We start from the raw sequence: 25,977 nt of genomic DNA, 5'->3' as shown, positions 1-25,977 counted from the left end.
CCCATGAAACGTCCGCTGCTTCTCGCCCTACTGCTCACCGCGCTGGCCGCCCAAGGCGCCGAGCCGCTGCCCGGCGCCAGCGTCGAATCGCTGCTTGCTGCCGCCCGTGAGCACAGCCCGGATATCCGCATGGTCCGCCTCGAGGCCGAAGCGGCGCGCGAGCGCATCCAGCCGGCCGGCGCCCTGCCCGACCCTGTCCTGCGCATCGAGCTGGAAAACATCACGCGCAACGGCAGCCAGAATGCGACGCTCGACCCGACGCGGACGGGTGACACCAAGTACACGTTGATGCAGCCGCTGCCTTTTTGGGGCAAGCGTGACCTCAAGCGTGACGTGGCCAGCGCCGAGGCAAGCCAGGCCGAAGGCCGCGCCACCGACACCTGGGCCGAAGTGGCCAGCCGCATCAAGAGTCTGTACGCACAATACTGGCTGACCGGCCAGTCGTTGCAACTGACCCGCGAGAACATCGAACTGACCCGCCGCCTCGAACAGATCGCTCAGGCCCGCTACGCCGGCGGTCTGGCGGCGCAGCAGGATGCCATCCGCGCCCAACTGGAGCGCAGCGCGATGGACGCCGAACTGGTCGGCATGGAAAGCGAGTTCCACCACCTGATGGTCTTCCTCAACGCCATGCTGGCCCGGCCAAGCGGCGCCGCACTGGCCGAACCGGCGGCGCTCCGGCCGATTCCCGCCCGCCTCGATGGCACGGCGTTGAACGACCGCCTGCTTGCCGCCAACCCGCAACTGGCCATCGAAACCGCCCGCGTCGGCGGCGCCGAAAAGAGCCGCGAGCTGGCCTACCGCAACCGCTATCCCGACCTGACGCTGGGCGTCGCGCCGATGCAGGTCGGCAACCGCGTCGATGCCTGGAGCCTGATGCTGGAAATGAACCTGCCGCTGCAACAAGGCACCCGGCGCAGCCAGGAGCGCGAAAGCGAGCGCATGCTCGAAGCGGCAGCGGCGCGCAAGGAAGCGCTCGGCCACCGGCTGCAGGGCGACCTCAATGCGGCGCTGAGCAACCTGGAAGGCGCTCGCACGACTGAACAGATCACCCGCACCCGCCTGCTGCCGCAGGCCGAACTGACTTTCAAATCGGCGCTGGCCGGCTACGAGAACGGCAAGGTCGATTTCGCCACCCTGCTCGACGCCCAGCGCCAGATCCGCAACGCCCGCCTCGCGATGCTGCGCGCCCAGGCCAGCCAGCAAATGCGACTGGCCGAGATCGAACGCCTGCTTGGAGAAGACCTGTGAAAAACGGCCCCCTGTTCATTTTCATCGCCGTCGCGCTGACCGTCGGCGGCTTTGCCGGCGGTTATCAGTTTGCCCAGCAAAAAACGGATGCTGTTGAGCAGACTTCCACGGTCAACGCGGAAAAAGGGCAAAAACCGAAATTGCTCTACTACCGCAACCCGATGGGCCTGCCCGACACCTCGCCAACGCCGAAAAAAGACCCGATGGGCATGGACTACATTCCGGTCTATGAGGGCGAGGACGAAGCGGCCGGCGACAGCGGCCTCAAGATCAGCGCCGAGAAAATCCAGAAAATGGGCGTCAAGGCCGAGCCGGCCAAGCTGCAGGTGCTCGACAAGAACGTCCGCGCCAGCGGCCGGGTCGAAATCGACGAAAGCCGGACCTACACGGTGACCGCCAAGTTCGAGGGCTACATCGAGCGCCTGCACGTCAACACCACCGGCCAGCCGGTCGGCCGCGGCCAGCCGCTGTTCGAGGTGTACAGCCCGGAACTGGTCTCGGCCCAGCGCGAATACGCCATCGCCGCACAGGGCGTCGGCCAGCTCAACGAAGCCGGCGGCGAGGCGCAATCGGCGATGAAGCAGCTGGCCGATTCCAGCCTGCAACGGCTCAGGAACTGGGATATTTCCGACGAGCAGATCAAGGCGCTGGCTCGGTCTGGCAACGCCAAACGCACCCTGACCTTCCGCGCGCCGGTGGCCGGCATCGTTACCGAGAAGAAGGCCGTCCAGGGTATGCGCTTCATGCCCGGCGAGATGCTCTACCAGATTGCTGACGTTTCCAGCATCTGGGTCCAGGCCGATGTCTTCGAGCAGGACATTGCGGCGGTGGTTGTTGGCCAGAAGGCGAGAATCCGGATCAACGCCTATCCTGGCGAGGTCTTCGCGGGGCGCATCGCCTACGTTTATCCGACGCTCAAGGCGGAAACGCGGACGGTACCGGTACGCATCGAACTGGCCAATCCGAAGGGTCGATTGAAGCCGGCGATGTTTGCTGAAGTCGATATTCCGGTGGCCGGCGCTTCGTCAGTCGTCACCGTGCCGAATTCGGCGGTGATCGATAGCGGCAGCAAGCAGGTGGTCATCGTGCAGTTGGCCGAAGGGCGGTTCGAGCCGCGAGTTGTGAAGCTGGGTGCGCGTGGCAGCGAATTTGTGCAGGTTCTTGATGGCGTCAAGGAAGGGGAGATGGTGGTTTCGTCGGCCAATTTCCTGATTGATGCGGAGAGCAATTTGAAGGCGGCGCTTGGCGGGATGCAGGCAGCCACGCCGGCAGTGGTTGGGCATAAGGCGGTCGGGGTTTTGAATGCCGTTGATGCGGCGGCGGGGACGGTGACGATTTCGCATGAGCCGGTGGCTAGTTTGAAGTGGCCTTCTATGAAGATGGATTTTGTTTTGGCGAATGCGGGGCTGGTTTCGGGTTTGAAGCCGGGGACGGCGGTGGAGTTTGAGTTTGTTGAGCGGGGGCCGGGGGAATGGGTGGTTACCTCTGTGGTGACGAAATGACGCTTTCCTTTGGCGGGCTTGGGTTTCCGCCTTGCTGGCGGGCGTACTTTCTTTTGCTTCGCCAAAAGAAAGTAGCCAAAGAAAAGGCGACCCCGGGGGCGGCGCCCTGCGGGTTCCTTGCGCTACTCGGCAGACCGGGCGGCTTGCTAAACTCGCCTGCGGCTCAGACAACGCAAGCCGACTGCCCCCGGCCAGCCTGCGTTGCTCAGCGCCTTCCACGGGGACCCCAAAGGCGTCTATGCTCGACCGTTTTTTCGGGAAGAATTGGTTTCCACGGTCAACCGGAAAAAACAGCCAAAAATAAAATCTGCCATTCAGGCACCCAAGCTCAACGACGGATCGTTTCACCGGGCCCCTTGAGAGGTGCCGAGCAACGCAGGAATGCCGGGGGCGTTCGGCGAGGACTGTTTGAGGGGCGCAGCCCCGAGTTCCGCAGCCGCCCGGCCTTCCGAGTAGCGCAGGGAACCGGCGCAGCCGGCACCGACCCAGGGTCGCCTTCTTTTTGCTTACTTTTTCTTGGCGAAGCAAGAAAAAGTGAGACGCCCCGCAAGGGCGGAACCCCAAGCCAATTAGCCGGAACCCACAGCAAAACAAGACCCCCCTGGATTCCCGCTTCCGCAGGAATGACCGAAGAGGGCCGCTCCCATGCTTAATGCCCTCATCAACTGGTCAGCCAGAAACCGCTTCCTCGTCCTGCTGGCAACGCTATTCATCGTAATAGCCGGCATCTGGTCGGTCCTCAAAACCCCCCTCGACGCCATCCCCGACCTTTCCGACGTCCAGGTCATCCTGTACACCGAATTCCCCGGCCAGGCGCCGCAGGTCGTCGAGGATCAGGTCACCTACCCGCTGACCACCGCCCTGCTCTCCGTGCCGAAATCCAAGGTAGTCCGCGGCTTCTCCTTCTTCGGCGCATCTTTCGTCTATGTCATCTTCGAAGACGGTACCGACATCTACTGGGCGCGCTCGCGCGTGCTGGAATACGTCAATTCCGTCTCCGGCAAGCTGCCCAAAGGAGTGAGCCCAACCCTCGGCCCGGATGCCACCGGCGTCGGCTGGGTCTACCAGTACGCCGTGCTGGCCAAGGACAAGACGCTGGCCGAACTGCGCACCCTACAGGACTGGTATCTGCGCTACCAGCTGGCGAAAGCGCCCGGCGTCGCCGAGGTGGCCAGCATCGGCGGCTTCGTGCAGCAGTATCAGGTCACGGTCGACCCAATCAAGCTGAAAACCTACGGCATCCCGCTCATGCGCGTCGCCGAGGTGATCCGCAATTCGAACCGCGACGTCGGTGGCCGCACGCTGGAAATGGCCGAAACCGAATACATGGTGCGTGGCCGCGGCTATCTGCGCGGCAAGGGCGACATCGAGAATCTGGTCTTAAAGGCGCAGAACGGCACGCCGGTCCGCGTCGCCGATATCGGCCGGGTCGAGCTGGTAGCCGACGAGCGGCGCGGCATCACCGAGTTGAACGGCGAAGGTGAAGTCGTTTCCGGCATCGTCATGTCACGCTTCGGCCAGAACGCGCTGGATGTCATCCACAACGTCAAGACCAAGATCGCCGAAGTCAGCGCCGGGCTCCCCGAGGGCGTCAGCATCCAGACCGTCTATGACCGCTCCGAACTGATCGAGCGCGCCATCGCCACGCTCAAGCGCACGCTGGCCGAAGAAAGCCTGATCGTCGCGCTGGTCTGCATCGTCTTCCTGCTCCACCTGCGCTCGGCGCTGGTCGCCATCATCATGCTGCCGGTTGGCATCCTGGCAGCCTTCATCGGCATGCGGGCGCTCGGCATCAATTCGAACATCATGAGTTTGGGGGGGATTGCGATTGCCGTTGGGGCGATGATCGATGCGGCGATTGTGATGATTGAGAATGCGCACAAGCATCTCGAACGCCTGCAACCGGGAGAGTCGCGCAGCGAGGCGATAATCGCGGCCTGCAAGGAAGTCGGCCCCGCCCTCTTCTTCAGCCTGCTCATCATCACCGTCTCCTTCCTCCCCGTCTTCACGCTCGAAGCCCAGGAAGGCCGACTGTTTGCCCCACTCGCCTGGACCAAGACCTTCGCCATGGCGGCCGCCGCCTTCCTGTCGGTGACGCTGGTGCCGGTGCTGATGCTGCTGTTCATCCGCGGCCACATCCGCCCGGAAGCCGAAAACCCGGTCAATCGTTTCCTGATCCGGATTTACCGCCCGATCATCGCCGCCGTCATGAACTGGAAGAAAACGACCATCACCCTCGCCCTGATCGCCATGGCCGTCAGCATCATCCCGGCCAGCCGGTTGGGCAGCGAATTCATGCCGACACTCAATGAAGGCACGCTGTTCTACATGCCGACCACCCTGCCCGGCCTGTCGGTGACCAAGGCGGCCGAGTTACTGCAGACGCAAAACAAGATCATCAAGAGTTTCCCGGAAGTCGCCTCGGTATTCGGCAAAGCCGGGCGCGCCCAGACCGCCACCGACCCGGCGCCGATGGAAATGTTCGAGACGGTCATCAACCTCAAGCCGGAATCGGAATGGCGCCCCGGCCTGACCACCGACAAACTGATCGCCGAACTCGACAAGGCGCTGCAATTCCCCGGCGTCGCCAATTCGTGGACGATGCCGATCAAGGCGCGCATCGACATGCTGTCCACCGGCATCCGCACCCCCATCGGCATCAAGGTTTTCGGCACCGACCTCGTCGAAATGGAACGCCTGGCCAAGGAAATCGAAAGCGTCGTCAAGGCTGTGCCCGGCACCAGCAGCGCCTTCGCCGAACGGATTACCGGCGGCTTTTACCTCGACATCGTGCCCGACCGCATCGCCCTGGCCCGCTACGGGCTGAGCGTCGGCGAGGTGATGGATGTCGTCGCTGCCGCCCTCGGTGGCGAAATGGTCACCACCACGGTCGAAGGCCGCGAGCGCTTCGGCGTCACCGTCCGCTACCCGCGCGACCTGCGCAGCGACCCGCAAGCCATCGCCCGCGAAGTGCTCGTTCCGGTACCGGCCGAAATGGGCGCCCCGGCGACCATGATCCCGCTCGGCCAGGTTGCCGAGATCAAGATCAGCACCGGCGCCCCGGCCATCCGCACCGAAAACGCCCTGCTCTCGGCCTACATCTACGTCGATATCCGCGACCGCGACATCGGTTCCTACGTCGCCGAAGCCCGCAAGGCAGTCAATGAAAAGGTCAAATTCACACCCGGCACCTACGTCACCTGGAGCGGCCAGTTCGAGTACATGGAGCGCGCCATCGAGAAACTGAAAGTCGTCGTGCCGGTGACGTTGCTCATCATCTTCCTGCTCCTCTACCTCAACTTCCGGCGCATCACCGAAACGCTCATCGTCATGCTCTCCGTGCCCTTCGCGCTGGTCGGCGGCATCTGGCTGATGTGGCTGCTCGGCTACAACCTGTCGGTCGCCGCGGCCATCGGCTTCATCGCGCTGGCCGGCGTGGCCGCCGAAACCGGCGTCGTCATGCTGATCTACCTCGACCACGCATGGACGGCAGTGCAACAAAAATGTGCCGCGGAAGGCCGTAGCCCGCAGGCTTCCGACCTCTACGCCGCGGTCATGGAAGGCGCCGTCGAACGCGTCCGCCCGAAGATGATGACGGTCACCGCCATCATGGCCGGCCTGCTGCCCATCCTGTGGGGGACCGGCACCGGCTCGGAAGTGATGAGCCGCATCGCCGCCCCGATGGTCGGCGGCATGATTTCTTCAACCATCCTGACCCTGGCCGTCATTCCGGCGATCTACGCGCTGGTCAAACATCGCCAGCAAAGGCTAAGCACCTAATAACGGCCGCGAGCCCGCTCGAAAACCTCGGCAGCCAGATCGAGTTGATCGGTATTGCCGGTTGCTTTGTTCACCGAGCCGAAAAATTTTGCGAAGTCATCGGCCGACAACTCGGCTTCCGCGGCTTCGGGGAGTCGGCGCTCAACCGTTCGCCGCCGGTCAAAACAACCGCTGGGCGGGCCGATGTCACGGCCGCGTCTCTCCGGGCGTCCTCTGCGCTCGTTGCTCATGGCTGGCTCCTCTGATTATGAAACCTGCATTTTCTCCTCGCGACAACGCTGGCGCAATCAGGCTAACGTCATACACCTGACGTTAGCATCCCTTTCTCCAGGGCACTCGCCAGCCAGGCTTCATAGCCGCCTTTCAGGGGCCGGACGGAGATGTAGCCGGCGTCGAGCAAGCGGCGCGCCGCCTGAATCGCCCCGGCATCTTCCGGGCAGGCGCACAGGGTGACGATGGGCCTATCTTTCGGCCATTCGCCGACGGCATCGAGCAGCAGGTCATGCTCCGCCACCGTCGCGCCGGCAATCGGCCCGGTTTCAGCGATCATGCTCTGACCGCGCAGGTCGAGGACCAGCGGCGGTTGCTCGCCCTCCATCGCGGCAATCAATTCAAGCGGCGTGATGTGCGGCACGGCCGACAATTGCCGGAAGCGGTATTTCTGCCAGAGTTTCCAGCCCAGCCAGAGTGAAATCATGGCGGCGAGAAGGACAAGTGCGCTCCCTGTGTGCTGGTCCAGTGCAGCGATGGCTGCGCTGACTTCGTTGCGCAACAGCCAGCCGGCGCCCAAAGCCAGCCCGGCCCACAATGCGGCCCCGGTGGCGGCGGCGAGCAGGAAACCGGGCAGCCGCATGCGTAGAGAGCCGGCGATGGGTGGCGCCACCGTCGAAAAACCGGGAATGAATTTGGCAAAGACCAAGGAGCCGAGCCCCCAGCGGACAAAGCGGGACTCAGTCTGGCTGACGCAGGAAGCAGGGTTGATCGACAGCTTGCACAGGCCGGCGAGCACGCGATAGCCAAATGCCCGGCCGGCCAGATACCAGACCCAGTCAGCGAGTACCGAGGCGACGATGGCGGCGGCCAGAACGCTGGCGAACTGCCCCGAGCCGACGATCAGGCTACCGGCCAGGAGCAGCGTCGGAACGGCCGGCACCGGCAGCCCGATCTGTTGCAGCAGGACGTTGAGGAAAACGACCCAGACGGCGTCACGCTGAAGTGCTTCGCTGAGCTGGGAGATTTCCACGGAGTCACCTTTCGTTAATGGTCGACCGGCCCGGCCATGTCGAGGAATGCATCATTCCGGTTCGACGATGGCCGGGCCCGTTGGTTCACAGCGATTGAACCGCCGTCGCCTCGAACTTGCCGGCCTGGTAATCGCGCATGGCCTGGTGAATCTGCTCGGCGGTGTTCATGACGAACGGGCCGTACTGGGCGATCGGCTCATTGAGCGGTTGGCCGGCGACGATCAACACGCGGGCATCCTCCACTGCTTCGATGCAGACAGCCGGTGCACCACTGTTGCTCAGGATGGCCATGTTCCGGTCGGCGACCGTCGTGCCGGCGATATTCACGCTGCCCCGGTAGGTGTAGGTGAAGGCATTGTGACCGGCGGCGATCGGCTGCTCAAAACGCGTGCCGGCCGGCAGATGGACGTCGAGATAAAGCGGCTCGGTGTCCGGACGGTGGACGGCGCCATCGACGCCGTGACTGGCCCCGGCGATGACGCGGACAACAACGCCGTTTTCATCGGTGAATTCCGGGATGGCCGCCGGCGGAATGTCGCGATAGCTCGGCGCGACCATCTTCTGGCTGGCCGGCAGGTTGAGCCAGAGCTGGAAACCTTCCATCAGGCCTTCTTCCTGTTCCGGCAGTTCGGAATGGATCAGCCCGCTGCCCGTCGTCATCCATTGGGCGCCGCCCGGCCCGAGCAGGCCGACGTTGCCGACGCTGTCGTGGTGGCGCATGCGGCCGGCGATCATGTAGGTGACCGTTTCGAAGCCGCGGTGCGGGTGATCGGGGAAGCCGCCGATGTAGTCGTCCGGATTCTCGTTGCGGAAGGCATCGAGCATCAGGAAGGGGTCGAGGCGACGCTGCAGGTTCTGGGTCAGGACCCGCGTCAGGCGCACGCCGGCGCCGTCGGAGGTCTGAACACCGGCAACGAGGCGCTCAACCGTTCTGTATTGATGGCTGGATGGTGCTGTGTTCATGATTTTCTCCAAAGGGCTCAGGGCGGCAGCGCGCATTTCCGAACGCCGCCGATCTTTGTTGTTAGGCAATCAATTCTTCAATCTGTGCTTCAGCGTCGGCAAAAGCCTTGCTCGCCGACTCGGCACCCAGCGCCAGACCTTCGGCGTAGATGAATTCGACGTCGGTCAGGCCGAGGAAGCCGAGAACGCTCTTCAGGTAAGGCACCTGCGAATCGGCCGGGGTATCGCGGTAGAGACCGCCGCGGGCCAGGGCGACATAAACCTTCTTGCCCTTGAGCAGGCCTTCCGGACCCTTCTCGGTGTAGCGGAAAGTGACGCCGGCCCGGGCGATGGCGTCGATCCAGGTTTTCAGCTGAACCGGCACGCCGAAGTTGTACATCGGCACGCCAAGGACGATGGCGTCGACCGATTGGACCTGGGCGATCAGCGCGTCGTCGAGGGCAACGCGGGCGGACTGTTCGGCCGTGCGTTGATCGGCCGGCGTGAACAAGGCGCCGAGGGCGGGCTCGTCGAGGACCGGGTGCGGGTGGCTGGCCAGATCGCGCAGTTCGACCGTGGCATTCGGATTTTGGGCGAGCAGGCGAGCCGTCAAGGTATCAGCCAGACGGGTCGAGTTGGCACCGGCAGAACGGGCGCTGGCGTTGATTTGCAGGATTTTCATGATCGTTATCTCCAAGGTGGGGTGGGGTTCGTGGTTCAAACCGCTGAAACCATGGAGTGAATTCTATTGGGCACAATAACGATCCGGAAGCCGTTGAAATGGGTATCATTGTTCCGTTAATGAAACAGTCAGGATAGCCATGAGTCTCGATGCCAACGATCTGATCCTCTTCGCCCAGGTCATGGAGGCCGGCAGTTTTTCCCGGGCGGCCGAGCACTGCGGGCTGCCCAAATCGACGCTGTCCCGGCGCATTACCCAGCTCGAAACCAAGCTTGGCGAACGCCTGCTGACGCGCAGCACGCGCCGTCTGGCCATCACCGAATTCGGCGAGCAGATTCTCGATCACGCCAAACGCCTGCTTGAGGAAACCGAGGCCGCTTCGGCCATGGCCCTGCACCGGCAAGGCACGCCACGCGGCGTACTGCGCGTTTCGCTGCCGCCCGATTTTGCCGAGCTCGATCTGACGCCCCTGCTCCTCCAGTACGCCAGCAGCTATCCCGAAGTGCGGCTCGAACTCGACCTCTCGCCACGCCGCGTCGACTTGCTGGCCGAGCGTTTCGATCTCGCCGTGCGCGCCGCCAGTCGCCTGCCCGACGACAGCACGCTGGTCGCCCGCCAGCTCTGCGAAATGCCGGGCAGCCTGTACGCCAGCCCGGCCTATCTGGCCCGCTATGGCACGCCGGAACAGCCAGCCGACCTGCTCGACCACGTTTGCCTCGGGGCGATCAGCGGCACCGGCGACATGCTCCCCTGGCAACTGGCGCGCGGCGCGGAGCGCTGGGAAGGCATGCCGAGCGGGCCGCTGGCCGCAAACTCGCGCAGCTTGCAACGCGACCTCGCGGCGCATGGCATGGGCATCGTCGGGCTGGCCGACCGCTTTGCCGCCAAATGGGTCGAACAAGGCCTGCTCAAACGCGTGCTGCCGGAATGGGCATTGCCGACGGTGACCATCTGGTGCGTGACACCGGGCCGGCGCCTGCTGCCGGTACGCACTACGGCCTTCATCGACCTGCTGCGAGTCGCCATGGAAGGCCGCTGATTTCAAAATTGGCCAGTATTTCCGGTTGACCGTGGCAATGCCAGCGCGCAGGCGTACACTGCGCCCCTTACTTTTCAGTCAGGACGCCCGATGCAACAAGAACACTTCATTCCGGGCAAAGACGCCTCGCTCGAACACTCGATTTCTTCGATGCAGGCCAAGCTGGCAGCCCGCGGTTTCGACATCGAGGAATGCTCCTGGCTCAACCCGGTCGACAACGTCTGGTCCGTGCATGTGCGCAACCGCGCCTGCCACCTGATGTTCACCAACGGCAAGGGAGCAACCAAGCTGGCCGCCCACGCCAGCGCCCTCGGCGAGTATTTCGAGCGCCTCTCCTGCAACTATTTCTGGAACCACTATTACCTCGGCGAAACCATTGCCAACCGCGCCTTCACACACTACCCGCGCGAACGCTGGTTCCCGCTGACGGCCCATGGCACCGACTGGCCGGCAGAACTGCTGACGCCCGAGCTGCAGGCCTTCTACAACCCGGAAGGCAATATCACCGCCGAAGTACTCGTGGACATGAACTCCGGCAACGAAGATCGCGGCATCTGCGCCATTCCCTACATCCGCCAGCGTGATGGCGCCGAGGTCTTCTTCCCGGTCAATGTCATCAGCAACCTCTACGTCAGCAACGGCATGTCGGCCGGCAACACCCAGGCCGAAGCGCGCGCCCAGGCGCTGTCGGAAATCCTCGAACGCCACGTCAAGTTCAAGGTCATCGCCGAAGGCCTCTGCTTGCCGGACGTGCCGGACGAAGTCATCGGCCGTTACCCGACCATCGCCGCCGGCATCAAGGGCCTGCGCGACGCCGGCTTCGGCATTCTGATCAAGGACGCCTCGCTCGGCGGCCTCTACCCGGTCATGTGCGTGACCATGCTCAACCCGCGCGACCAGGGCGTTTTCGCCAGTTTCGGCGCCCACCCGCGCTTTGAAATTGCCCTTGAACGCGCCCTGACCGAACTGCTCCAGGGCCGTGCCCTCGAAGCGCTCGATGGCTTCCCGCCGCCCGGCTTCGACCTCGACGAAATCGCCAGCGCGCCGAACATCGAAATCCACTTCGTCGATTCGAGCGGCATCATCAGCTGGGAATTCCTCGGTGAAGAGGCCGATTTTGAATTCGTCGACTGGAACTTCAACGACCTCGACAACGGCAAGACCGCCGACGACTACGCCTGGCTGGCCGGGCGCATCCACGCCGACGGCCACGACATCTACGTCGCCGACTTCGACCACCTCGGCGTTTACGCCTGCCGCATCCTGGTCCCCGGCATGTCGGAGATCTACCCGATCGACGACCTCGAATGGGAAAACAACAGCGACGGCAACGTCGTCCGCGCCGACATCCTGCGCCTGGCCGAACTCAATGACGACGAATGCTGCGAGCTGCTCGACACCCTCAACGAACTGAGCATCGCCGACGAACGCCCGGTTGCCGCGCTGATCGGCCTCGCCGCAGATCCCGGCTCGCTGTGGGCCGACCTCCGCGTCGGCGAACTGAAGACCATGCTCGCCCTGGCCGGTGGCGATCCCGACGCCCTGCGCGAAGGCCTCGAATGGGTGCGTCAGTTCGAACAACTCGACGCAAGCCGTCGCCGCATCTACGCCTGCCTGCAGACCATCATCGACATGGAAGACCCGGCCAACTACGAAGCCGCCATGCTCAGCCTCTACGGCGACGCCACGGTCGACCAGGCGATTGCCATGCTCGACGGCGATGTCCGCTTCTTCGGTCTGGTTTCGCCCGGCCTGGCCCTCGCCGGCTGCGATCTGCACCAGCGTCTGCTCAAGGAATACGAGAAAGCGCACGCCGCCTGATGGGAATTCACATTCCCACGGTCAACCGGAAAAAACGGCCAAAATTGAAATCGGGCGGCTACCCTGCCACCCGCCTCAGCCATTTGACCAGCATCGCGTACAGATGCTCCGGATCGACCGGCTTGGCGATGAAGTCGTTCATGCCGACCTCGAGGCAGCGCGCCTTGTCCTCGGCGAAGGCGTTGGCCGTCATGGCCAGGATGGGCACGCTGCCCCCTTGCGGCATGGCGCGAATCTTCCGCGTCGCCGTCAGGCCGTCCATGCGCGGCATCTGCATGTCCATCAGGATCAGGTCGTAGGCCTCGTCGCCCAGCAGGTGCAGGGCGGCCATGCCATCGTCGGCGGTATCGACCACCAGCCCGACATCATCGAGCATGGCCTGGGCAATGAGCTGGTTGATCGGCTCGTCATCAACGAGCAGGATGCGGCGCCCCGGGTAGTCGCGCCGCAATATTTCATCGGCGCCGGCGATTAATTCGCCATCCGTCGGCATCTCGTCAGCCTGCCCTTTTTTCAGGCGAGCCGTCAGCCAGAAGGTGCTGCCTTGCCCGGGCAGGCTGAAGGCGCCGGCATCGCCGCCCATCAGGTAAGCCAACTTGCGCGTGATGTCGAGGCCGAGCCCGGTGCCGCCATATTTTCGCGTGGTCGAATTGTCGGCCTGCTCGAAGGCACCGAAAAGCCTGGGCAGATCCTCCTCGGCAATGCCGATCCCGGTATCCTCGACTTCAAAACGCAGCATGACACTGTCGGCATCCTCGTCGACCTGGCTGGCACGCAGGGTAATGATCCCTTCGTCGGTGAACTTGATGGCATTGGTGACGTAGTTGAGCAAGGCCTGCTGCAGGCGTGTCACGTCGCCGAGCAGCGGCGGCAGGTGTGGCGCTGGCTCGGTGTTCAAGGTCAGATGTTTGGCCTGGACCCTATCGCGCAGCATCGCGGCGACATTGCCGAGAATGCTGTCAATCCGGAGCGGCACTGCTTCGAGCGTGAATTTCCCGGCCTCGATCTTGGACAGATCGAGGATGGCGTTGATGATGTCGAGCAGGTGTTCGCCGGCCAGTTCGAGCCGGTCGAGGCGTTTCATCTGCTCTGCCTCCAGTCCGCTGCGCCGGATCAGGTGCGTCATGCCGGTAATGGCGTTGAGCGGCGTCCGGATTTCGTGCGACATGTTGGCCAGGAAAGCGCTTTTCGCCACATTCGCCGCTTCGGCCGCTTCCTTGGCGACAGCCAGTTCGCCCGTGCGCCGGTCGACCAGTTCTTCAAGATGCAGCCGGTATTGCCGGAGCTCTTCTTCATTGCGCACGCGTTCCGAAATATCGCGACTGATGCCGAACAGGCCGACCACATGCAGGTCTTCGTCAAACAGCGGCCATTTGTTGGTTTCGACATAACCGAGCTGACCATCGACATCGTAATACGGCTCGATCTTGGCGAGCAGGGGCTTCCCCTCCGTGAACACCGGGCGCTCCTCTTCCTCGTAAAGACGAGCGGTGTCTGCTGGAAAGACTTCCCGGTCATGCTTGCCGATCATGTCGCGCCAGTGAGCGTGCCCGGTAATATCGGCCATGGTCTGGCTGCAGAAGCGGAAACGGCTTTCCGCGTCCTTGAAATAGATGAAATCGGTCGTCAGATTCAGAAAGGTTTCGAAATCGCGGTTGAAATCGGCCACCTTCTTTTCGGCCAGCTTGCGGTTGGTGATATCAACATCCATGCAGACCAGAATCCGGGCGGCCTCGTCGTCACCGGGGATAATGAAGGCGGTGGACTCGACCCAGCGCACCTCACCGTTCCGCGTCCGGGTGACAAATTCGGTCGGGCCAAGCGACTGACCGCTGGCTGCCACTTCCTCCAGCGCACTTCGGCAGCGCGCCGCCTCGTCATCGCTGAAAATCAGGCAGTCCAGAGTCTTGCCCCTGGCCTCGTCAGCGGACCAGCCGTAAAGCGCCTCCGAGGCAGTATTCCAATACATCACGCGGCCCTCGGTATCGAACCACTGGACGGCCACATTGGGCGTGTTCTCCAGGGTCGCCGAGAGCTGCCGGCGCGACGACTCGGCCCGCTCGGTCGCCCGCGAGGCCAGCATCAAGGCGCGCGCCAGGGTCAGGAAAGCGCCGGCCACCATGAGGGCAACCAGGGCGAATCCCAAACGCAGCGAACCCAGATTATCCGGCTCAGCCGCCCAGCCACCCCGCGGCGTCGCGGCAATCTGCCATGAACCCTGCGCGACCTGAATGGTCGCCAGGACTGGATTGGCCTCGAACAATTCCGGACGGCCGAAAAACACCTCGCCGTCGGCACCCTTGGCATCCCTGCCGCGAATGGCAATTTCAACGGGCAGCCTGGCATCGCCGAGGCCGCTGCTGGCAAACAGTTTGTCGGCATCAATCACCGCGCTGACCAGCCCCCAGAAATACTCGCCACCGTTGCTCTCCGGCAAATAGACCGGCATACGTGCTACCAACCCGACGCCGCCCTGAACCAGATTGAGCGGCCCGGCCAGGACAATCTGGCGCGATTCCCGGGCCTGCTCGGCCGTCACCAACTGCTCCGGTACCGTGCGGAAATCGAGGCCGACCGCCCTTTCGTTGCCCTGCAGCGGGTACATCACACGAATGACCATGTCCGGCGCCGCGGCAATGTTGCGCAACTGGGTGCGCCCCGAAAACAGCGAGCGGGCGGCCGTTTCGAAGCGCTCCTGATTGAGCCTGGGCTCCAGCGCAATGACGCCGATCATGCCTTTCACCAGCTGGATGTCGCCGTTGAGATTGCTTTCGAGCGCATCGCGGACCACCGTCAGGCCATGCAGCGCCTCGGCGCGTTCGGCCGAGGCAAACTGTTCGCGATTGATTTTTTCGGCAAAGTAAGCGGCCAGCGCCAGGCCGCAACAAACCAGCAAGGCGGAAGCGAGGTAGAGGGCGCGACGCTTCATGCCCGGCCTCCGGCTTCCCTGCCTCTGACTGACTGCGAAAGGCGACGACATATGGATTTCAAGCTGCGCTCCGGAAGTCTGCACTGCATGTTGCTGATGCCTGATTGTATCCCCGGGATGGCTCGGGCAAAGCAATTGCCGCCGAACTTCCCGGCCGTCAGCCACTCAAACAGGCAGGCCCCAAGCGCATGGCCAGAGCCCTGCGCGGCCAGCGAGGAGTCGGCCATGCCCCCAGTCATCCCCACCCGCCAGGAAAAAGACTCCTTCGGCAGCATCGAGGTGGCCGGTGATCGCCTGTGGGGCGCCCAAACCCAGCGCTCGCTGGAGCACTTTGCCATCTCCACCGAACGCATGCCGGAAGAGTTGATCCACGCGCTGGCCATGGTCAAGGCCACCTGCGCCAACGTCAACCGCGAGTTCGGCCTGCTCCCGGCGCCAATCGCAGCGGCCATCATCGTCGCCGCCAACGAGGTCACCAGCGGCCAGCACCCCGGCGAATTCCCGCTGTCGGTCTGGCAGACCGGCTCCGGCACGCAAACCAACATGAACATGAACGAGGTGCTGGCCAACCGCGCCTCGGAGCTGCTCGGCGGCCAGCGCGGCAACGCCCGCCTCGTTCACCCCAATGACGAAGTCAATCTCGGCCAATCGTCGAACGACATCTTTCCGACCGCCATGCACGTGGCGGCCGCCATTGGCATCCAGCGCAACCTGCTGCCGGCGCTCCGCCAACTGACCACGACGCTGGAAGAAAAATCGGCCGAGTTTGCCGACATCATCAAGATCGGCCGCACCCATTTGCAGGACGCAACGCCGCTCTCGCTCGGCCAGGAATTCTCCGGCTACGTCGCCCAGTTGCAGCACGCCGAAGGCCTGATCGCCGCCAGCCTGCCCTCGCTCACCCCGCTCGCCGTCGGCGGCACGGCCGTCGGCACGGGGCTCAACACCCACCCCGAATTCGGCGCCCGCGTTGCGGCCGAACTGGCCGACCGCAACGGCATTCCGTTCACCTCCGCCGCCAACAAGTTCGCCGCGCTGGCCGCCCACGACGGCCTGGTCGCCGCCCACGGCGCGCTCAAGACACTGGCCGTGGCGCTCATGAAAATCGCCAACGACATCCGCTGGCTGGCCTCCGGCCCACGCTCCGGCCTCGGCGAAATCGGCATTCCGGAAAACGAGCCGGGCAGCTCGATCATGCCCGGCAAGGTCAACCCGACCCAGTGCGAAGCCCTCACCATGCTCTGCTGCCAGGTCATGGGCAACGACGTCGCGACCACCATCGCCGGTGCCTCGGGCAATTTCGAGCTCAACGTCTTCAAGCCGGTCATCGCCCACAACTTCCTGCACAGCGTCCGCCTGCTCAGCGATGGCATGCAGAGCTTCGAACACCATTGCGTGCGCGGCATCACCGCCCACCACAAACGCATCGCCGAACTCATGGAACGCTCCCTCATGCTGGTCACCGCCCTGACCCCGCACATCGGCTACGACAAAGCCGCCGAAATCGCCAAACTGGCCAGCCACGACGGCACCACGCTAAAACAGGCGGCACTGGCCCTCGGCCATGTCTCGCTCGAAGACTACGACCGCTGGGTCGTGCCGGGCGAGATGATTCATCCGGGAAGTGGCTGAGAAATCGACTTCCACGGTCAACCGGAAAAATTGGCGAAATATCAAAAACCTGACTGTCGTATTTGATCTGTCTGAGCAGCGAATATCAGGCACCTGAACAGTTCGGCACAGCGATGACGTAATCGTCATCAGGCAGAGATCGGCCATGAGCGGTCTCTCAAGAAACTACTCCAAAGCGGACATCAGCTCTGACCGCAGGATTGTTGATTGATAAGGAGACCAGCATCGGATAATCTCCATGTCATTCAAACCCTTACAGGCGATTCAATCGTGTCCGTATTATTAGCAATAACCCGGACGTTTCTGCGTCTGAATAACTGTTAGCCATATTTTGAGCCCACTTACTAACGCCCTCAGAATGATCGTCGTTTTGACAGGCTCGCTGTTCTTGCTGGTACTTATAGCTTCAATCGGCGACCTGATGCTCAATCATATGTTTATGGGGTTTGGACTATTGTCATTCTTTGCCCTTGCGTTTTGCGCCCTAACAGCTTCAGGTCTTGAATCTTCCGAAGCCCCAGAAAGAGCAAAGAAATACTACCGGGCCACTAAAACTCTCGGCAACACCGCGATATTTTTTTTCGTGCTTTCTGAAGTTATCCATATCGTTAGAGACAACCCCAACCCGGCGATTCCGCTTTTGATATATCTGCCGCTGTTACTTTTCCTTGGTGTAACCATTGGCAAACAAGTATTCGCTCTTGATACCAAGTTGCACAGCCGCCAATGAGCGCTATGGCTAACATCCCGCTCCAGCCGACCGTCAAAAAGCTGCGCTTTTTGCCGTCGGCTGAGCTTGCACGTTAAGCATTGGGGGGATTCAATGCACGCCGATTTACACCGAAAGCTGATCTACCTCGACCGAGACTACATTGCAGATTTCTATGAGGTGACGACGGGAGTGTCGCCAAGCACAACCGTTACCAAGAACCAAAGCAAAAAGGCTGGTGCGACTATCCCTGTCTTTTCAGCGGAGGTCAGTGCCCAAGAGACTCGTTCCTACAAGGTCTCTACCCTCGAAATGCTCGCCCTGACATGGGACAAACTGAATGCTGAGCCAGACATTGATTCGACGAAGTTTGCTCCAGGAATGACTTCGCGATACGGATGGTTCGAAGGTGAACTCAGCGTGTATCAAGCCAAGTCATCAACTCAACGCGGCGGAGAGGTTCATGTAACAGCTGAGTCGGAACATTTTCATATTCGGCAGTCGCCAACTTCTGCGCTCTCATTGATTACAACTCCTGAGTACTTCTTGTCCGGACTTGGAACGCTGGTCAAGCTGCAAAAGACTGTACTCAAAGAGATGTCCATACCGATCCGGGCCTATGTCCGAGTAATGGCTGCTCATGACCACTTCAAGCAATGGATCGCCATTCCATTGGTGCTGCTAGAGCGGGAATCCAATGGTTAACCTTCCCAAGCCAACGGACCGTCAGCCTCCTACGCTGGCTGCCGCCCGGTGATTTAGCACGTTACTGAGCGACTGCAACCCCAACCGACTTACGCCTTGGAAGGTTAAGGGTTGTCCAAGCGCGCTCACCGGCCGTTCAACAAGTCCCAGTCAAGAGTGAGATTTCGCCTGATCATGGTTCATGAGATTTGCGGTCTAGCCAGCGCTATTCCGAACTGGTCAAATTTGAAATCCGTGCCAACAAGCTGCATCCCCGTTTGAACTTCCTGTCATATCAAATGTCATTAATCCTGTGAGTGGAATCACAGCAGGCTGAGACTCGTAGGCGTTGATGGGGAGAAAACGTATGAAACGTACTCTGCTGGCCGCTATTGCGGCATTCGTCACCCTTGCCGCTGGCATCGGGATATTCCAGAACCAGCACCACAGCATCGGCGAGGCCTTGGCTGAAAATGCGCCAGCCAGCGTGGCGGCGCCGCCCGGAAAACCCGTTCCCGAAATGTCGGCCGTGGATCAGGACGCGCCCTATATGGAAGCCTGCGCCCGTGAAGGCCTCAACGAATCCGAGTGCGTCGGGCGGCTGATCTGGTTCAAGGCGACGGCCGGCAACGAGCGCTTCCACACTTACACCTTCCAGCAGCGCATCGGCGTACTCGTCGACTGGTTCCGCGTCCTGCGTGCCGACCAGCGCGACGACCGGTTCTGGGCCTGGGGCATCATCAACGATCCGGCCTGCTGCAAGCCCGGCGACCCGGACTGCCCGGCCAAATCGGCCGAGGATACCTACGGCTTCGACTGGTGTCCGGGCGATGACGTGCTGCTCAAATACGTCGGCAAGCCCGGCTACGTCGACCCGGCCTGCGGCCTCAAGGATGCCGCGCTCGACCCGGACGACCCGCACAGCCAGGGCGGCAAGGCTGACCAGCGCCATTCGGCCTGCGATCTCAAGTTCGGCACTTCGACCGGGGCGCTCGGCCTGCGCAAGTTCCCCAACCCGCGTTTTGACGCCGCCAAGTGGCAGGCGCTCAATGGCGGCAACGCCAGCTGGGCCGGTTTCAATGCGACCAAGGCGGCGGCCACCGGCATCGAGTCCGACAGCCGTGTCTCGAAGCTGGCCGATGCCTCAGTCGAGCCGCCCTTCCTGATCGGCACGACCTGTGGCTCCTGCCACATCGCCTTCGACCCGCTCAATCCGCCGGCCGACCCGGCGCATCCGAAATGGGAAAACATCAAGGGCCTGATCGGCAACCAATACACGCGGATGTCCGAACTGCTCGGCTCCGGCATGCCGAAGAGCGCCCTCGAATACCAGATGTTCGCTCACGCCCGCCCCGGCGTCACCGACACTTCGGCCATTTCGCACGACCAGATCAACAATCCGGGCACGATCAACGCGTTGATCAACGTCGCCCAGCGCCCGGTGTTCAAGGGCGAGGTGATCAACAAATGGCGCAAGGCCACCACCTGCGGCGCCGAGAAGGACGAGGACAAATGCTGGTGCGAACCCGGCCGTAGCGGCAAGTGCTGGCTGAAGAGCACGCGCGACGACGACACGACGACCGTCTTCCTCGGCGGCCAGAAGGTCGCCCTGCCCGGCGTCCATCACATCCTGAAGGGTGGCGAGGACTCGACCGGCGCCCATGAGGCGATCCAGCGCGTCTATTTCAACATCGGCTCGTGTTCCGAGCAGTGCTGGGTCAATCACTTCTCCGACATGCGCCAGGTAGACCCGGAGCAGCGCGGGTTCGGCCAGACCTCGTTCAACGTCGGCCAGTGCCGGCGCGACTGCCCGAATTTCCGGGCCGTCGAGGACAGGCTGCAGAACGTGCTCGACTTCTTCGCCTCGGCCGAGTCGGACGAAACCAATCTGCAGGCCGCCCGCGCCAACAAGAAGGGTGGCGCCTATGCGCTGGCTGACCTCACCGCCGATCTCGAAAAGGAATTCGGCAAGGGCGCCGTCGGCCGGGGGCAGGCAGTCTTCGCCGACAACTGCGCGCGCTGCCATTCGAGCATCCCGGAAAGCACCGGCGGCGCCTTCAAGAACCGCGACTTCGCCGCCCCCAACGACGCCCACCCGCGCAAGGTGCGCGCCGATTTCCTGAGCAACGAGCAATCGACGCCGGTCACCGAAGTCGGCACCTTCCGCTGCCGCTCGCTGCACTCCAACCACCGCGCCGGCCATCTCTACATGGAATACGCCTCCGACACGCTGCGCAAACAGCAGGTCGTCGCCGACCTTCCCGAACGGCCGGAACTCAAGGACGGCGGCCGTGGCTACATGCGCAACATTTCGCTGGTCAATGTCTGGGCGACGGCGCCCTTCATGCACAACAACGCCATCGGCCCCGAGATTTGCGGCAAGCCGGCCAACCCGGACAACGATTTCCATCGTGCCCGCTACGTCGACCGCGACGGCAAGCTGCTCGCTGCCCAGCCCGACTGCCTGCGCTACGACCCGACGGTGGAAGGCCGTTTCGAGCTTTACAAGCGCTCGATGCATGAACTGCTCAACCCCAAGGAGCGCGGCAGCAAGCGCACTTTGACCAACGCCGACCTGATCATCGACGTCGGCATCCGCCCGCTCGAAGGCTCGACCGAGAAACCGCTGGGCGGCTTCGGCCAGGTCAGAATCCCGGCCGGAACCAGCGCCGGTTTCCTCAACGGACTGCAGCACAAGCAGTTGATCGGCGACCTCTTCCTCGCCAAGCGCCACCCGGACAAGCTCGAAGCCGCCGGCAAGAAGGCCCAGTTGGCCACCCTGCAGGCGATGGCCGACGACATCCTCAAGAGCCCGGCCCGCTTCGTCGACATCCTGCGCGAGAAGCGCGATTTCCTCAGCGCCAACTACGAAACCTGCACGCAGGAAATCGAAAACGAGGGCCACCGCTTCGGCGAGGACCTTTCCGAAGCCGACAAGAAGGCGCTGACCGCCTTCCTGGCCACGATGTGAGCAAGGGGGAGATGATCATGACACTGACGAAAACCGGTCTGCTCACCATCGCCGCCCTTGCCCTCTCTGCCTGCACCAAGCCGGAGCCGCCCAACATCGGCTACGCGCCCTACGACAAGGGCTACCAGTCGAAGATGGACCTCGCCCAGGTCGATTACAAATACCCGATCCCGCCGGCCGAACTGGCCAAGATCACCCCGGACTACCTGGCCAAACTCGATCAGGAACAGCTTGACCAGCTCTACGGCCGCCTCGCCGCTGGCCCCATCCCGGACGGCGCCTTCGACGGCCGCATCCTGCTGCCGCGCGGCGAAAGCGGCAAGTTCCGGCTCAGCGAACTGGTCGGCGGCTTTACCGGCACGCTGCTCCATCTCAAGGGTCTGGTCATCGAGGACGTCGGCGAAGCGCTGTGGCGCGGCAAGGTTTTCTTCCGCGACGAACGCGTGCTGCGCAACCGCATCGATGATCTGTCAGTGCTCAAGAAGATCGGCCTGGTCGAAGGCGAGCCGAAGAAGATGAACTACGGCGGCAAGGAAACCTGGCTGCTCTTCCCGGCCAAGCTTTACTGCGGCCAGAGCATGCTCGATGCCCGCCGTGAATCGATCATCATCGATTATTTTTTCACCGATGAAATCCCCGGCTATCAGGAAAGTCCGGACTACCTCGCCGGCCGCCGCGGCCTCAAGGTGCGCGACGAAATCCGCATGATCCGCCCCGGCCTCTACCTCGGCCGCGCCTACCTCGACAAGGCTTTCGCCCTCAACTTCACGCTCTACGACAAGGCCACCGACGACAAGGCGCGCGAGGAGTTCATCAAGACCGGCACGGTGCAGCAAGACTGCTGGCCGGGCACCCAGGCCCGACCCGTCGCCGTCACCGCCGCCAAACCGTGATCCGTGAGCTGGTCATGGAAGCCTGCCATGAACCTGCGCAACGCCCTGCTGGCCGGCCTGATCGGCTTGGCCTGCGGACCGGGAGCGGTGATGTGGGCGGCGGCTGAAACCACCCGCCCGGCACCGGCTTGGGTCGTCGACCCGGCTGTGCCCGGCGAAGATTTGCCACCTGTCGGTCGCTCGCTGTTCGACCAGCTTTTTGCCGTGGCACGCAATGGCCAGAGTGCCATCGAACTGCCCTTCCCATTCACCGCCCTGCTCGCCCGCCTTGATGCTCAGCTTATACCTGACCCCGGTAGCGCCCTGCCGCCGGCCAAGCGCGTCCTCATTCCGCTCGGCCGCTCGCTGCAACGGACAGCGGCTGCGCCGGACCATTTCGCCTTCCCGCGCGTCGTTGTCACGGTCGACTCGGAAAATGGCCCGAGTTCGAAATTCTTCCTGAAAGACCGCCTCTACCTCGGCTATCAGGAAAAATCGGCCGTCCTCGAAGTCATCAGCTACAACGAAGCGGCTGGCCGTTTCGAATTCCAACTCGTCAAGGACTACCGGGCGGGTGGTCAGCCGCAGGTCTTCTACGCCAACCGCAACCTCTGTTTCGCCTGCCACCAGAACGGCTCGCCCATTTTCTCGCGCGCCCTGTGGGATGAAACCAATGCCAATCCGCAGGTTGCCGCGCTGCTCGCTGCCAGCGGCAAACGCTTCTACGGCATCCCGGTCGACCGTGGCATCGACATTCCCTACGCCATCGACAACGCCACCGAGCGCGCCAACGGCTTCGCCCTGAGCCAGAAGCTGTGGCGCGAAGGCTGCGGTGAGAACGACGTGCCCGCCCGACGCTGCCGGGCCGGATTGTTCACCGCCGCACTACGCCATGCCCTGTCCGGTGGACAGAACTGGACGCCGGATGCGGATTTCAGCCAGACGGTAGTGGAACCGCTACGCCGCGAATCCCGCCGCCGCTGGCCCGGCGGGCTGGCCGTCGGCAACCCCGACATCCCCAACCGCAACCCGTTGCAGAACTTGGCTGAATGGCCCACCGAGCCGGCTGCCCGCATCGCCCACTCCCACGTCGCGGCCCGCTTCGAGCCCCTGACGCCACGCCCGCCTCGGGAAATCTGGCAAACCGAAGCACCGGGTGCCCTCGGCACGCTGATCACCGGCCTGGCCGAATTCGTTTCAGCGCCCGAGCGCCGCCAGATCGAGGCTGCCCTGGCCCGGCTCCCCGACATCGCCACGACCCAACTGAGCGCCCCCTGCCGGATCAGCACCAACGCGCCGGCCTCGCGCTGGTCGGTGAATTGCGCGTCGAACACCGGACCAAGCCTGGCCGGCACCATTAACCTGACGGCCAGCCGGCCGAGCAGCGGACAACTAACCCGCCTCACCCTGCCCGGCGGCACCGCCCTGAGCAATCTCGATCTGGTGCCAAGCGGCCCGGCGACGGTAAACACTGCGAGCTTCACCCTGCGTCTCGGGCAGCAAAGCCCGCGCAGCGCCGAGGGCCATGTGCTTGGCCGCCTGGTGCTCCGCCGCAGCGCCAGCGATCCCGCCGTGGGCGAGGTGGTGCTCGATATCCGCCAGGATTTCGCCGCCATCGAGCGCGCCCTGACGCGGCTGGCCGACGGCCCGCCAGGTGAGGTCTTGTTCGCCCCCCAAGCCATCCCCCGGGAAAACCTGCTGGCCGCGCTACTCACCGAACTCGGCGCTCCAGTTGCCAAGCCTTGCTGCCAACCCGCGCAGAACCTGCCCGCACCGCGCCTGGAAGTGCCATCGGCAGCGCTGGGCAACCTCGTAAACGCCCCGGTCGAACCGACATTGCAGGCCTTCTACCCCTACTGCGCCACCTGCCACCAGACAGCCGAAACCTTCCCGCCCAATTTCCTGAGCGGCAACGGCGCGCAGGTGGCAGCCCGTCTGCGCCAGTGCGCGCCGCGCCTTTACGTCCGGCTGGCCATGGCCGATCTGGCACCGGAACAGCGCGACAAGACGCCGATGCCGCCGGAAAGCATGCTCCCGGCCTTCGCCACCAACAGCGACCGCTGGCGCAATAGCGCCGCCCGCAAGACCCTGTTAGCACAAGTCAGCGACTGGCTGCGCGCTGAAAATGGCCGTCCGCCCAACCTCAACGAAATGCTGGCCGGTGGCTACGAAGCCCTGCGCCCCTGCCTGCCCACGCCACAGGGCAATCGCATGAAACGCTACTCCCTCCCCTTCAAGGGGAGGGTTGGGGTGGGGATGGGTCACTACAAGCCATGAAAAACCCCTCAACACCCATCCCCCTCCCAACCTCCCCCTTGAAGGGGGAGGAGATGATGCATCCCGCATTCATGCAATTGCCCTGGCTCACGCCATAACACCAACAAACCAAGGGGAGCACCATGAACGAAGAACTCGAACAGACCCCCAGCCCCTGGAAGCGCCGCTTCCTGATTCTCTTCACACTCACCGTCATCATCCCCGGCTTCATCGGCCTGCTGCTCCTCAAGCGCTTCGGCGAGGACATTCCGGTCGACTACGCCAGCCCGACCGAGCATTTTAAATACGGCTCGACCGGCGGCGAGCATGAGATGGGCTTTCCCTACTGGATCTGGAAGGCGCTGCCCGAGGTCTGCACGCAATACCTGCCGGGCAAGGGCTACCAATCGCTCGGCATGGTCTATGAGAAAAACCCCGACGGCAGCGACCGCGATCTGCCGGTCGGCACCTCGCAGCGGCGTTTCCAGGGCATTGACCGCGTTTTCGTCAATTGCGCCGTCTGCCATGTCAGCACCGTGCGTACCGCGGCCGACAAGCCGGCCACCATCGTCCTCGGCATGCCGGCCGCCACCTTCAACATGAAGGCCTTCGAGGAGTTCTTCTTCCGCTGCGCCGCCGATCCGAAGTTCTCGAAGGAATACATCCTGCCCGAGATCGAGAAACAGGGCGCCAACCTCGACCTGCTCGACCGCTACCTCGTCTACCCCATCGCCATCGCCATCATGCGCGACCGCGTTCTCGCGCTGGCCGGGCGTTTCGACTGGGTCTTCAAGCAGCACGAATGGGGGCCGGGCCGGGTCGATACCTTCAATTCGGCCAAGGTCATTTTCAACTGGCCGATGCATTTGCTCGACCCGAAGGAATTCGACGCCCCGGCCGACTTCCCGTCGATCTGGCGCCAGCGTCAGCGCATGGAGCCGAAGGAAATGCAGCTGCACTGGGACGGCAACAACACCACCGTCGAGGAGCGCAACAAGAGCGCCGCCTTCGGCACCGGCACGACGCCGCCGACCATCGACATCGAACGCATCAAGCGCGTCGAAGCGTGGATCATGGATGTCGAGCCACTTCAATTTTCGGCATTTTTTCCGGTTGACCGTGGCATTGCCGCCCAAGGCGCGCCGATCTACCAAAAATACTGTGCGGCCTGCCACGGCGCCTCGGGCAGCGACTTCAGCGGCCAGTACGTCGGCACCGTCGAGCCGCTGGCCAAAATCGGCACCGACCGCCGCCGGCTGGACTCCTACACCTACACGCTGGCAGTAAACCAGGCCACGCTTTATGCCGGCTACCCGTGGCGCTTCACGCATTTCCAGAAAACCCACGGCTACGCCAACATGCCGCTCGACGGTCTGTGGCTGCGCGCCCCCTACCTGCACAACGGCTCGGTGCCCAGTCTGCGCGACCTCCTCGAACCGGCCGCCAAACGCCCGAAAGCCTTCTACCGCGGCAACGACGTCTATGACCCGGAGAAAGTCGGTTTCGTCTCGAACATCAGCGAAGCCGGCGGCAAGAAATTCTTCCGCCTCGACACCACCGTGCCTGGCAACGGCAACGGCGGCCACGAGGGCAAGGCCTACGGCACCGAACTGAGCTCCGGCGAGAAAGCCGCGCTGGTCGAGTTCCTCAAGACATTCTGAGA

17 protein-coding genes are annotated in these 25,977 nt (G+C 63.1%); 12 read left to right on the top strand and 5 right to left on the bottom strand.

What is annotated here, in order from left to right:
• Nucleotides 1-3 precede the first annotated feature (3 nt).
• From KI610_RS08555 to KI610_RS08545, 3 genes are all read left to right on the top strand, one after another.
• Nucleotides 4-1,251 carry a TolC family protein gene (locus KI610_RS08555; protein WP_226498220.1) on the top strand — a complete coding sequence of 416 codons (1,248 nt, stop codon included), beginning with the start codon at nucleotides 4-6 and terminating at the stop codon, nucleotides 1,249-1,251.
• On the top strand, nucleotides 1,248-2,753 hold the full coding sequence (locus KI610_RS08550) for an efflux RND transporter periplasmic adaptor subunit (protein WP_226498219.1): 1,506 nt from the start codon (nucleotides 1,248-1,250) through the stop codon (nucleotides 2,751-2,753). Before KI610_RS08555 ends, KI610_RS08550 begins: the two co-directional genes overlap by 4 nt.
• Before the next feature lie 645 nt (nucleotides 2,754-3,398).
• Nucleotides 3,399-6,533: an efflux RND transporter permease subunit gene (locus KI610_RS08545; protein WP_226498218.1), complete on the top strand. Its 3,135-nt coding sequence runs from the start codon at nucleotides 3,399-3,401 to the stop codon at nucleotides 6,531-6,533.
• Here the strand turns inward: KI610_RS08545 and KI610_RS08540 are convergent.
• The 4 genes from KI610_RS08540 to KI610_RS08525 all read right to left on the bottom strand — a co-directional run bounded on the left by KI610_RS08540 (nucleotide 6,530) and on the right by KI610_RS08525 (nucleotide 9,401).
• Nucleotides 6,530-6,763 (bottom strand): hypothetical protein, encoded by a 234-nt coding sequence (locus KI610_RS08540; protein ID WP_226498217.1) that lies wholly within the window; start codon nucleotides 6,761-6,763, stop codon nucleotides 6,530-6,532. The genes KI610_RS08545 and KI610_RS08540 overlap by 4 nt on opposite strands.
• A 68-nt stretch (nucleotides 6,764-6,831) precedes the next feature.
• A complete protein-coding gene (locus KI610_RS08535; RefSeq protein WP_226498216.1) occupies nucleotides 6,832-7,776 on the bottom strand; it encodes a VTT domain-containing protein in 945 nt (314 codons plus the stop codon).
• A gap of 85 nt (nucleotides 7,777-7,861) precedes the next feature.
• Nucleotides 7,862-8,740, bottom strand: coding sequence for a pirin family protein (locus KI610_RS08530; protein WP_226498215.1), 879 nt, complete (start codon nucleotides 8,738-8,740; stop codon nucleotides 7,862-7,864).
• 61 nt (nucleotides 8,741-8,801) lie between these two features.
• Entirely contained in the window at nucleotides 8,802-9,401 is a 600-nt protein-coding gene (locus KI610_RS08525) for an FMN-dependent NADH-azoreductase (RefSeq protein ID WP_226498214.1), read from the bottom strand.
• A 139-nt stretch (nucleotides 9,402-9,540) separates the two neighbouring features.
• On the opposite strand from KI610_RS08525, the gene KI610_RS08520 reads away from it, so the two are divergent.
• Together KI610_RS08520 and ycaO are read left to right on the top strand one after the other, a co-directional pair.
• Nucleotides 9,541-10,440 carry a LysR family transcriptional regulator gene (locus tag KI610_RS08520; protein ID WP_226498213.1) on the top strand — a complete coding sequence of 300 codons (900 nt, stop codon included), beginning with the start codon at nucleotides 9,541-9,543 and terminating at the stop codon, nucleotides 10,438-10,440.
• Between the two features lie 90 nt (nucleotides 10,441-10,530).
• A complete protein-coding gene (gene ycaO, locus KI610_RS08515; protein WP_226498212.1) occupies nucleotides 10,531-12,261 on the top strand; it encodes a 30S ribosomal protein S12 methylthiotransferase accessory factor YcaO in 1,731 nt (576 codons plus the stop codon).
• Between the two features lie 58 nt (nucleotides 12,262-12,319).
• On the opposite strand, the gene KI610_RS08510 is transcribed toward ycaO, so the two are convergent.
• Nucleotides 12,320-15,190: a PAS domain-containing protein gene (locus tag KI610_RS08510; RefSeq protein ID WP_226498211.1), complete on the bottom strand. Its 2,871-nt coding sequence runs from the start codon at nucleotides 15,188-15,190 to the stop codon at nucleotides 12,320-12,322.
• Between the two features lie 225 nt (nucleotides 15,191-15,415).
• On the opposite strand from KI610_RS08510, the gene fumC reads away from it, so the two are divergent.
• The 7 genes from fumC to KI610_RS08475 all read left to right on the top strand — a co-directional run bounded on the left by fumC (nucleotide 15,416) and on the right by KI610_RS08475 (nucleotide 25,975).
• Nucleotides 15,416-16,822 (top strand): class II fumarate hydratase, encoded by a 1,407-nt coding sequence (gene fumC, locus KI610_RS08505; RefSeq protein WP_226498210.1) that lies wholly within the window; start codon nucleotides 15,416-15,418, stop codon nucleotides 16,820-16,822.
• A 358-nt stretch (nucleotides 16,823-17,180) separates the two neighbouring features.
• Complete coding sequence (locus KI610_RS08500) at nucleotides 17,181-17,552, top strand: hypothetical protein (protein ID WP_226498209.1); 372 nt, start codon at nucleotides 17,181-17,183, stop codon at nucleotides 17,550-17,552.
• Between the two features lie 93 nt (nucleotides 17,553-17,645).
• Nucleotides 17,646-18,236: a hypothetical protein gene (locus tag KI610_RS08495; RefSeq protein ID WP_226498208.1), complete on the top strand. Its 591-nt coding sequence runs from the start codon at nucleotides 17,646-17,648 to the stop codon at nucleotides 18,234-18,236.
• Nucleotides 18,237-18,582: 346 nt separating this feature from the next.
• Entirely contained in the window at nucleotides 18,583-21,186 is a 2,604-nt protein-coding gene (locus tag KI610_RS08490; RefSeq protein ID WP_226498207.1) for a cytochrome c, read from the top strand.
• Nucleotides 21,187-21,203: 17 nt separating this feature from the next.
• Entirely contained in the window at nucleotides 21,204-22,079 is an 876-nt protein-coding gene (locus KI610_RS08485) for a hypothetical protein (RefSeq protein ID WP_226498206.1), read from the top strand.
• A 27-nt stretch (nucleotides 22,080-22,106) separates the two neighbouring features.
• On the top strand, nucleotides 22,107-24,335 hold the full coding sequence (locus tag KI610_RS08480) for a hypothetical protein (RefSeq protein WP_226498205.1): 2,229 nt from the start codon (nucleotides 22,107-22,109) through the stop codon (nucleotides 24,333-24,335).
• Nucleotides 24,336-24,457: 122 nt separating this feature from the next.
• Nucleotides 24,458-25,975 (top strand): c-type cytochrome, encoded by a 1,518-nt coding sequence (locus KI610_RS08475; RefSeq protein ID WP_226498204.1) that lies wholly within the window; start codon nucleotides 24,458-24,460, stop codon nucleotides 25,973-25,975.
• The last annotated feature ends 2 nt before the right edge of the window (nucleotides 25,976-25,977 follow it).

Origin of the sequence: Ferribacterium limneticum (genome assembly GCF_020510565.1) — a bacterium.
In the GTDB taxonomy this organism is placed as follows: domain Bacteria; phylum Pseudomonadota; class Gammaproteobacteria; order Burkholderiales; family Rhodocyclaceae; genus Azonexus; species Azonexus limneticus_B.
This window is presented reverse-complemented; position numbering and strand designations above follow the sequence as displayed.

Coding starts and splice junctions, on each gene's coding strand:
- KI610_RS08555 (WP_226498220.1), top strand. CDS start 4: ATGAAACGTCCGCTGCTTCTCGCCCTACTGCTCACCGCGCTGGCCGCC.
- KI610_RS08545 (WP_226498218.1), top strand. CDS start 3,399: ATGCTTAATGCCCTCATCAACTGGTCAGCCAGAAACCGCTTCCTCGTC.
- KI610_RS08540 (WP_226498217.1), bottom strand. CDS start 6,763: ATGAGCAACGAGCGCAGAGGACGCCCGGAGAGACGCGGCCGTGACATC.
- KI610_RS08530 (WP_226498215.1), bottom strand. CDS start 8,740: ATGAACACAGCACCATCCAGCCATCAATACAGAACGGTTGAGCGCCTC.
- KI610_RS08525 (WP_226498214.1), bottom strand. CDS start 9,401: ATGAAAATCCTGCAAATCAACGCCAGCGCCCGTTCTGCCGGTGCCAAC.
- KI610_RS08520 (WP_226498213.1), top strand. CDS start 9,541: ATGAGTCTCGATGCCAACGATCTGATCCTCTTCGCCCAGGTCATGGAG.
- ycaO (WP_226498212.1), top strand. CDS start 10,531: ATGCAACAAGAACACTTCATTCCGGGCAAAGACGCCTCGCTCGAACAC.
- KI610_RS08510 (WP_226498211.1), bottom strand. CDS start 15,190: ATGAAGCGTCGCGCCCTCTACCTCGCTTCCGCCTTGCTGGTTTGTTGC.
- fumC (WP_226498210.1), top strand. CDS start 15,416: ATGCCCCCAGTCATCCCCACCCGCCAGGAAAAAGACTCCTTCGGCAGC.
- KI610_RS08500 (WP_226498209.1), top strand. CDS start 17,181: ATGATCGTCGTTTTGACAGGCTCGCTGTTCTTGCTGGTACTTATAGCT.
- KI610_RS08495 (WP_226498208.1), top strand. CDS start 17,646: ATGCACGCCGATTTACACCGAAAGCTGATCTACCTCGACCGAGACTAC.
- KI610_RS08490 (WP_226498207.1), top strand. CDS start 18,583: ATGAAACGTACTCTGCTGGCCGCTATTGCGGCATTCGTCACCCTTGCC.
- KI610_RS08485 (WP_226498206.1), top strand. CDS start 21,204: ATGACACTGACGAAAACCGGTCTGCTCACCATCGCCGCCCTTGCCCTC.
- KI610_RS08480 (WP_226498205.1), top strand. CDS start 22,107: ATGAACCTGCGCAACGCCCTGCTGGCCGGCCTGATCGGCTTGGCCTGC.
- KI610_RS08475 (WP_226498204.1), top strand. CDS start 24,458: ATGAACGAAGAACTCGAACAGACCCCCAGCCCCTGGAAGCGCCGCTTC.